Source organism: Paracoccus sp. UBA5162 (genome assembly GCF_002413585.1).
Lineage (GTDB): Bacteria > Pseudomonadota > Alphaproteobacteria > Rhodobacterales > Rhodobacteraceae > Paracoccus.
The window spans coordinates 52,645-61,074 of record NZ_DHXG01000056.1 but is presented as its reverse complement, the minus strand read 5'-3'; the positions used below and the strand labels follow the sequence as shown (position 1 = coordinate 61,074).

Genomic DNA, 8,430 nt, shown 5'->3' with positions numbered 1-8,430 from the left:
CCGGCGAGGTCTGGCTGCGCCGTCTCTGCGAAACCTGGCCCGATCACGTCTGGCTGAACCCGGTTCCAGACAGCCACTGGCGCCATGTGCAATCCATCGCCATGATCGGCAGCATCTTCGAAAACCGGATGATGCCGCTGACGCTGGAGGGCCTGACAGGGGCGATGCGCGTTCTGGGATGACAGGCTCTCGCCGAGGCTCGCAACCCGGCGCTTGATGGCATGGCGGATCAGTCGCCGATATCACAAGACCGAAAGCGCAGCGGCGATCTTGGGGTGCGCGGCGCGATAAGTGCTGGCGCGAAGGGCGATCAGCCCCCAGATTGGACTCATGCTGAAGCTGACGCCCATCCTGCTGCTTTTCGCCTATATGGCGCTGATGTGGTTCTTTTCCGCATGGCGGCTGAAACAGGACCTGAACCAGAAATCCACGCCGCTGCAACATCCCCGCCTGTCGCCGATGCTGAAACGTCTGGGCGAGGCGATGGACCTGCCGCCGGTCAGCGCCCATATCTACGAGATCGAGCCAGTGAACGGCCTTGCCGCGCCGGACGGTCGCATCTTCCTGACCCGCGGCTTCATCCGCAAGCTGGATGCCTGCGAGGTCACACCCGAGGAACTGGCCAGTGTCATCGCGCACGAACTGGGCCACGTCTCGCATGGTCATGCGCGGCGGCGGATGATCGATTTTGCCGGCCAGAACGCGATCCGGCTGGCTCTGACCGGCGTGCTGGGACGGTTCCTGCCGGGGGTTGGCGCATGGATCGCCAACATGGTCGCCAGCGCCGTCGCCGCCCGTCTGTCGCGGCAGGACGAATTCGAAGCCGACCGCTTCGCCAGCGCGCTGATGATCCGCGCGGGCCTTGGGACGGACCCACAGAAATCGCTGTTTCGCAAGCTGGACGGCCTCACCGGCGGCACGGCTGCGCCGGCGCCCGCATGGTTCCTGTCCCATCCGCCGACGGCGCAGCGGATCGCGGCAATCGAGGCGCACGAGGCGCGCTGGCGATCCTGACGCTTGCCGCCCCGGCCCGTTCGCCTATTCTGCCCGGGCACAACAAGGCCGCAGCATGACTCGCCCGTTTCGCCGCATCACCCTGTATCTGCCGGGCTTCGACCCCTTCCCCGCCCGCCGCTACCGCGAGATCTATCGCCGCGAAAGCGCCGCCCAGGCCGCAATCTCGGGCTATCGGATCCGGTTGCGCCCTGGCGCCGGGATCGCGGGCTATGGCTGGCATGTCCAGGCTTCCTTTCCCGGCGCCCGGATCCGTTCGCAGGTCGAGGTGTTGCCCTGGGCGGATCTGGTCCGCTCCTCGATGCGGGGCGGCGTCATCGCGCCCTATCTGCAACTGGCGCGGACGGCGTGGATCTATGCGGCATCGGGCACGTTGTCGCGGCTGGTGCGGCTGCGAAAGGGCCCGGTCCTGGCCATTCTCTACCCGGTCGGGGTGCTGGTGCTGCAAATGCTGTCGGCGCTGCTGCTGGCATGGCTTGCCGCATGGCTGGTGGGCGGGATCGCGGGCTTCGTGGCGGGGCTGGTTCTGGCATGGTTGACGCTGCTGGTGTTTCGCCGCCTCGATCACCTGCTCTATGCCCGATACCTGATGCATGATTTCGCCTTTGCCGCGCAGCATCGCGGCGCCTATGCGCCGGCGCTGGAAACCCGTCTGGACCACTTTACCGACCGCCTCCGCGCCGCGCTGACCCAGGACGTGGACGAAGTGCTGGTCGTCGGCCATTCCTCGGGGGCCTATCTCGCCGTGACGGTGGTGGCCGACCTGCTGCGACGCAGCCCCGGCCATCGTCCTGCCCTGTCGCTGCTGACACTGGGCCATGTCGTGCCGATGGTCTCGCTTCTGCCGCGTGCGGACCGCCTGCGCGCCGATCTGGCGCTGCTGTCGGAAAGCCCCGCGATCTTCTGGCTGGATGTCAGCGCACCGGGCGATGCGTGCTGTTTCGGCCTCTGCGACCCGGTCGCCGTCAGCGGCGTCGCGGGTCCGGACCAGCGATGGCCGCTGGTCATCTCGGCCGCGTTCAGTCGAACCCTGCTGCCCGGAACGCGCCGGCGGCTGCGCGGACGCTGGTTCCGGCTGCATTTCCAGTATCTCCATGCCTTCGACCGACCCGACGGATACGATTATTTCGCCATCACCGCCGGTCCGCTGACGCTGGCGCAGCGATATGGCGGGCGCGGCCATTCGCCGGGCCGGATCGCGAAACCTGTGGGCAGGCGCGCGTGATTCCGCCGCGCCCGCAATCCGGCGACGCGAAGGGCACGTTGCCCCGCCTGATCCGCGCCTTTCGCCGCGATCTGCTGTCGGGCCTGCCGCAGCGGCTCTATCGCGGCTGGATGGCGGAATACCGCAACCCGCTGATCCACAGCTTCTTCTGCAACGATCCGGCGCTGATCCGCCTGATCCTTCAGGACCGGCCCGGCGATTTCCCGAAATCCGACCGCCTGGCCGAAGGGCTGCGCCCGCTTCTGGGCGATGGCGTCTTCATCACCAACGGGACCCAATGGGCCCGCCAGCGCCGCATCATCGACCCGGCCTTCGAGGGCGGCCGCCTGCGCCAGACCTTCCCGGCCATCTGGGCTGCGGCGGGCGCGATGGTGGACCGGCTTGAACCCGGCGAAACCGATATCGAGCCGCTATGCAGCCACGGCGCGGCGGACGTGATCTTCCGCGCGCTGTTTTCCCTGCCAATCGAACATCATGTTGCGGCCCAGGTCTTTGCCGCCTTCCGCGCCCATCAGGCCGGACAGCCGCTCATCAATCTGGCGGCGCTGCTGCCGCTGCCGCGCTGGATGCCACGCCCGCATTCGCGCCGCACACGCCGGACCGCCGATCGCATCCGGACCCTGATCCGCGATCTGGTCCAGGCACGGCTGGCCGCGATTGCCGCGGGTGATCCGCCCGACGATCTGGCCACCAAGATCATGACCACGCCCGATCCGCAGACAGGCCGCAGCTTCGATGCCGCCGAGATGACAGACCAGGTGGCGGTGTTCTTTCTGGCCGGCCACGAAACCGGCGCGGCCGCCCTGGCCTGGGCGCTGTGGCTGCTGGCCGCGCATCCCGACTGGCAGGACCGCGTGGCGGCCGAAGGCGCCGTGCTTGGTTGCGATTTCAGCGCCGCCAGCCGGCTGCCCGTGACCCGGGCTGTCTTTCGCGAGGCGCTGCGCCTCTATCCGCCCGTGCCGATGATGGTGCGCGCGGCCAGCCGCCCCGAAACCTTCCGCGACCGCCCCGTGCCGCCCGGCGCACAGCTGGTCGTCTCGCCCTGGCACCTGCACCGCCACGAACGCCTGTGGGACCGGCCCGACGCGTTCGATCCCGGCCGCTGGCAGACCGATGCCGGCAAGGCCAGTGCGCGCGATGCGTATCTGCCCTTCTCGGCCGGCCCCCGCGCCTGCCCCGGCGCGGGCATGGCGATGCTGGAGGGCGTGGTCATGCTGGCCCGAATCACCGCCGCCTTTCGGCTGTCGCCCGGCAGCCGGCCGCCCGTTCCCATCGCCCGATTGACCGTGCGTGGACGCGACGGCATCCTGATCCGGCTGGAACGTCGCAACGGCGCATAGGTCGATCTTCGGCAAGGGGGACGGTTCGAAGGCTGCGATGGCCTGGGGAAAGGCGCGATCAACGCCACCAGCGCCCGGTCAGCGCCAGCCGCGCCAGCGAGGCGCGGCGCTGGAACGGCGTGATCTCGGGCACCGCCCCGAACGGGTCCACCCGTCCGGCGGCGATTTCGGACAGAAGCCGCGGCACCCGGACGCCGGGATACAGCGCCGCGGTCGCGCGCTTCGGCACCGCCCGATGCATGCGCGAGGCCCTGCGCAACGCCTCTTGCGCCAGTACCGCCAGGCGCTGTGCTTCCTCGGGCCGCGCACCCGCCAACCCCAGCCCCAGCGGCTGCAATTGCGGCAGCGCGCGCAACCAGGCCGCCAGCCCCGCGCCAAGCGCGTGATCGGCCACGACCCGGCGCGCATTGTCGGGCGTGGCCAGCCGTTTCGCGGCCAGCCACATCAGCCGCCCCGCCGTGTCATCGACATAGGCCACGACAGCCTCGGGCGCGGAAAGCGGCTCGCGCGCGCAATCGCGGATTCGCGCCTCGGCCAGCCCGGCCAGCGGCCCGGCATCGCGACCCCACGCCTCCCAAAGCGGGCTCAGCACGTCATGCAGGGGCGGCGGCGTGCCCTTGCCCATCTCGGCCAGCCTGTCGCTCCACCATTGCAGCCGCATCTCGGCCAGCATCGGTTCGGCCGATTGCAGCGGCGCCCGGGCGATCTCGAGGTTCAGCGCGTAAAGCGTGATCAGCGCGGGCCGGTCGCCGGGTGCCGCCACAAGCGTTGCACCGAAGCGGTCGGGGTCCTGTGCGCGAACCGTTTCGGTGCAGGTTTCAAGGGTCATTTTGTTGTCTGTCGATTGTCGGAGGCGCAGCCGGATTGAAGGAGTCCATCACTCAGCCTGTTGAATGAGTTCCTTCAATCGACCCACATCAAATCCTTTGGGCACGGTCGCGGATGGTCCCGTGGCGCCGATTTTGACACCAAGCCCGGCTTCAACCATCGCTTCTCTTAGCTTGTCAGCGGTCGCATAGTCTTTGGCGAGCCGGGCTTCTTGCATTTCCTCTAATAGCTTCCCGATCACTTCTAGATGAAGGGGCGTATTTCCGGTCGATCCCACGACAGGCAGCGTGACGATCTCCTTTCGCCACCAGTCAATGTCCTCCGCATCAGGAAAACCGAGCACTCTCAGGCTCGCCTTGAGCGCCGGCGCTTGTCCGTGTTTTGACAGCACGCTTAGCCGCGTCAGCGCAGCAGCGGTGTTCAGGTCGTCGGCCAGCGCCTCCATGAACAAAGGATCAGCCGCGGAAGTCGCTTCCACACCATCTGTCATATTAAACCAACCCTCAAGAATGTGCCCGGCTTCCTCCGCCTTCGCCTCGGTCCAGTCCATCGGCTTGCGGTAATGCGTGGACAGCATCACGAAGCGGATCACCTCGCCCGGCACGCCCCGGTCCAGCAGATCGCGGACGGTGAAGAAGTTGCCGAGGGATTTCGACATCTTCCGGCCCTCGACCTGCAACATCTCGTTATGCAGCCAGACCTGGGCGAAATCCGCATCCGGATGGGCGCAGCAGCTTTGTGCAAGCTCGTTCTCGTGATGGGGGAATTGCAGGTCGATCCCGCCGCCATGAATGTCGAAGGACGGTCCCAGCAGCGCCGCCGACATGGCCGAACATTCGATATGCCAGCCCGGCCGCCCCCGGCCCCAGGGGCTGTCCCAGCCGGGCTGGTCCGCATCCGAGGGTTTCCACAGCACGAAATCCATCGGATCGCGCTTGAATGGCGCGACCTCGACGCGGGCGCCCGCGATCATGTCATCGACCGACCGTCCGGACAGCCGCCCGTATCCGGGATAGGACCGCACGTCGAACAGCACGTGTCCCTCGGCCACGTAGGCGTGGCGGCTGCCGATCAGCGCCTCGATCATGGCGATCATCTGGGCGATGTAATCGGTCGCGCGGGGTTCGTGATCGGGGCGCTCGGCGCCAAGCGCGTCCATGTCGGCGCGATACCAGCCCAGCGTCTCCTCGGTGATCTCGCGGATCGGACGGCCGGTCGCGGCGGCGCGCGCGTTGATCTTGTCATCCACGTCGGTGACGTTGCGCACATAGGTCACATGGTCCGCGCCATATTCATGCCGCAGCAGACGCACCAGCAGATCGAAGACCAGGACCGGCCGGGCATTGCCCAGATGGGCGCGGTCATAGACGGTCGGCCCGCACAGATACAGCCGCACATTGCCCGGATCCAGAGGCGTGAAAACCTCTTTCCTGCGGGTGCGGGTATTGGTCAGCCGGATCTCGACCATGTTGCGCCTCTTGCCTGACTGGCGCGGGATCTAGCCCATCGCCCCCTGTCTTTCCACCCATTCGATCTGACGCGGCAGGCTGATGCGCTGAAGATCGTAGCCATCAAGGATCGTCTGCCGCGCCGCCTGCCGCAGCCGTGCCGCATCGCGATCGCCCTCCAACCCCCGGATCAGCGCGGCCGACAGCGCCTGCACGTCGAAAAAGGGCACCAGACGGGCGTTTTCTCCGTCACGGACCAGTTCGCGGACCGGCGCGGTATCCGAGGCCACGACATAGCCGCCCGCAGCCATGGCCTCGGTCAGCGACCAGGACAGCACGAAAGGATAGGTCAGATAGCAATGCACCCGCGCGATCTGGATCAGCGACAGGTAATCGGGATAGGCCAGCCGCCCGACCATGTGGACGCGGGACAGATCCAGCCTGTCGCCCAGTTCGGCCAGCATCTTCTCCTTCCAGCTTCGCGCGTCCGGCGGCGCCCCCCCGTAGCTGACCCCATCGCCGCCGACGATGACGACCCGCGCCCGCGGCCGCGCCGCCAGCAGGTCGGGCAGCGCGCGCATGAAGATGTGAAACCCGCGATAGGGCTCCAGCGATCGCGAGACGAAGCTGACGATCTCGTCCCCGGCCGCCATCCGGGGCAGGCCCGGCAATTGCAGCCATGCCTCGGGATCGGGCTTCACGCGCGCGGTGTCGATGCCGTCATGGATCACGGTGATCTTGCCGCGCAGGTCCGGCGGAAAGCTGTCGGCCTGATACCGCGTCGGCGCGATGGCCGCATCGGCCTGCGCGATGCCCTGGATCAGATGCGCCGAACGGGCGACGGTCATGAAGCGGCTCTCGTCGCTGCCCGATTGGAATTCGGGATCGAATCCGACATCGTGGCCCTGGGTGCGATACATCAGCTCGGCATAGACCAGCAGCCGGGCCTGCGGCCAGATTTCCTTCAGAAACAGCGTCTCTCCCCAGCCCGAATGGCCGATGATCAGGTCGGGCGAAAAGCCGTGCCGATCGCGCAGCGCCCGCGCGCCGCGTGCCGCCAGAAGCCCGCGTTCGGCCATCGTCGAATAGGTGCGGCCAAGAACGCTGCCGCCCTCGACCGGCCGAGGCGCCTTGTAGCGCACGGTTCGCACCGGGCTGGGGCGTTCGTTGTTTTCATCCGTCAGCGCCAGAACCTGATGGCCGCGCCGGGCCAGCGCGCCCGACAGATGCGGAAACTGGCCGGGGAAATTCTGATGGACGAACAGGATCTTCATGAGCGGTCGGGAAAGGCCGCCTTCAGCAGCGCGCGGGTATAATCGGATTGCGGATCGTCGAAGATGCGGGCGGCCTCGCCCTGTTCCACGACCTCGCCCGCACGCATCACCATGATCTGATGCGACATGGCGCGAACCACCCGAAGATCATGGCTGATGAACAGGAAGGTCAGCCCGTATTTCGCCTGCAGATCGCGCAGAAGCGCCACGATCTGGACCTGCACCGTCATGTCCAGCGCGCTGGTCGGCTCGTCCAGAACGACGACCTTGGGCCGCAGGATCATGGCGCGGGCAATGGCGATGCGCTGACGCTGGCCGCCGGAAAATTCGTGCGGATAGCGGTGCATCATTTCGGGACGCAGACCGACCTCGACCATGATCTCGGCCACCATCTCGCGGCGGTTGCGGCCCTTTTCGACCCCGTGCACGCTGAGACCCTCGGCGATGATCTGTTCGACCGTCATCCGGGGCGAGAGGCTGCCGAAGGGATCCTGGAACACGATCTGCATGTCGCGGCGCAGGCGGCGCAGATGCTTTGCCGACCAGCCGGCGATGTCCTGGCCCAGAAACAGGATCGGCCCCTCGCTGTCGATCAGCCGCATGATCGCCAGCGCCAGCGTCGTCTTGCCACTGCCGGATTCGCCCACCACGCCAAGGGTTTCGCCCTTGCGGACCTGCAGGGTGGCGCCGTTCACGGCCTTTACATGACCGACTGTCCGGCGCAGCAGCCCGCGCTGGATCGGGAACCAGACCTTCAGATCGCGGGTCTCGACCATCACCTCGGCGCCACGCGCGACCGGATCGGCCAGTCCGGTCGGTTCGGCCGCCAGCAGCTTGCGGGTGTATTCGTGCCGCGGATCGGCAAAGATCGCCTCGACCGGGCCCTGTTCGACGATCTCGCCATCCTTCATCACGCAGACCCGGTCGGCGATGCGCCGCACGATGCCCAGATCATGGCTGATGAACAGAAGCGACAGGCCCTCGGCCTCTTTCAGTTCGGCCAGCAGATCCAGGATCTGGGCCTGGATGGTCACGTCCAGCGCCGTCGTCGGTTCGTCCGCGATCAGCAGGTCGGGGCCGTTGGCCAGCGCCATCGCGATCATCACGCGCTGGCGCTGCCCGCCCGACAACTGGTGCGGATAATCGGCCAGCCGGCTTTCGGGATCGCGGATGCCGACGCGGTTCAGCAGTTCCACGATCCGCGCCCGCGCCTTCTGGCCCCTCAGTCCCTGATGCAGCGCCAGGCTTTCCGACAATTGCTTTTCCAGCGTGTGCAGCGGGTTCAGCGAGGTCATCGGCTC

At 67.2% G+C, this 8,430-nt stretch carries 7 protein-coding genes and 1 pseudogene; 4 read left to right on the top strand and 4 right to left on the bottom strand.

Annotated features, from left to right (window positions below; genetic code table 11):
* The 4 genes and pseudogenes from B4A72_RS08430 to B4A72_RS08415 all read left to right on the top strand — a co-directional run.
* Positions 1 to 182 (top strand): annotated as a pseudogene (locus B4A72_RS08430) (VWA domain-containing protein); the annotation flags it as partial.
* A 148-nt stretch (positions 183 to 330) separates the two neighbouring features.
* A complete protein-coding gene (locus B4A72_RS08425; protein WP_292955415.1) occupies positions 331 to 1,014 on the top strand; it encodes a M48 family metallopeptidase in 684 nt (227 codons plus the stop codon).
* A gap of 55 nt (positions 1,015 to 1,069) precedes the next feature.
* The gene (locus B4A72_RS08420) at positions 1,070 to 2,239 is read left to right on the top strand and encodes a hypothetical protein (RefSeq protein ID WP_292955418.1); all 1,170 of its coding nucleotides are present in this window, start codon (positions 1,070 to 1,072) and stop codon (positions 2,237 to 2,239) included.
* Positions 2,236 to 3,579: a cytochrome P450 gene (locus tag B4A72_RS08415; RefSeq protein WP_292955421.1), complete on the top strand. Its 1,344-nt coding sequence runs from the start codon at positions 2,236 to 2,238 to the stop codon at positions 3,577 to 3,579. The genes B4A72_RS08420 and B4A72_RS08415 overlap by 4 nt, the downstream gene beginning before the upstream one ends.
* A 58-nt stretch (positions 3,580 to 3,637) precedes the next feature.
* Here B4A72_RS08415 and B4A72_RS08410 read toward each other — a convergent pair whose 3' ends face one another.
* From B4A72_RS08410 to B4A72_RS08395, 4 genes are all read right to left on the bottom strand, one after another.
* On the bottom strand, positions 3,638 to 4,408 hold the full coding sequence (locus B4A72_RS08410) for a squalene/phytoene synthase family protein (protein WP_292978328.1): 771 nt from the start codon (positions 4,406 to 4,408) through the stop codon (positions 3,638 to 3,640).
* A gap of 48 nt (positions 4,409 to 4,456) precedes the next feature.
* The gene (cysS, locus tag B4A72_RS08405) at positions 4,457 to 5,875 is read right to left on the bottom strand and encodes a cysteine--tRNA ligase (protein WP_292978326.1); all 1,419 of its coding nucleotides are present in this window, start codon (positions 5,873 to 5,875) and stop codon (positions 4,457 to 4,459) included.
* Positions 5,876 to 5,905: 30 nt separating this feature from the next.
* The gene (locus B4A72_RS08400) at positions 5,906 to 7,129 is read right to left on the bottom strand and encodes a glycosyltransferase (protein ID WP_292955430.1); all 1,224 of its coding nucleotides are present in this window, start codon (positions 7,127 to 7,129) and stop codon (positions 5,906 to 5,908) included.
* The coding region (locus B4A72_RS08395) for an ABC transporter ATP-binding protein (protein ID WP_292978324.1) at positions 7,126 to 8,430 on the bottom strand (1,305 nt) is incomplete at its 5' end. The genes B4A72_RS08395 and B4A72_RS08400, both read right to left, overlap by 4 nt.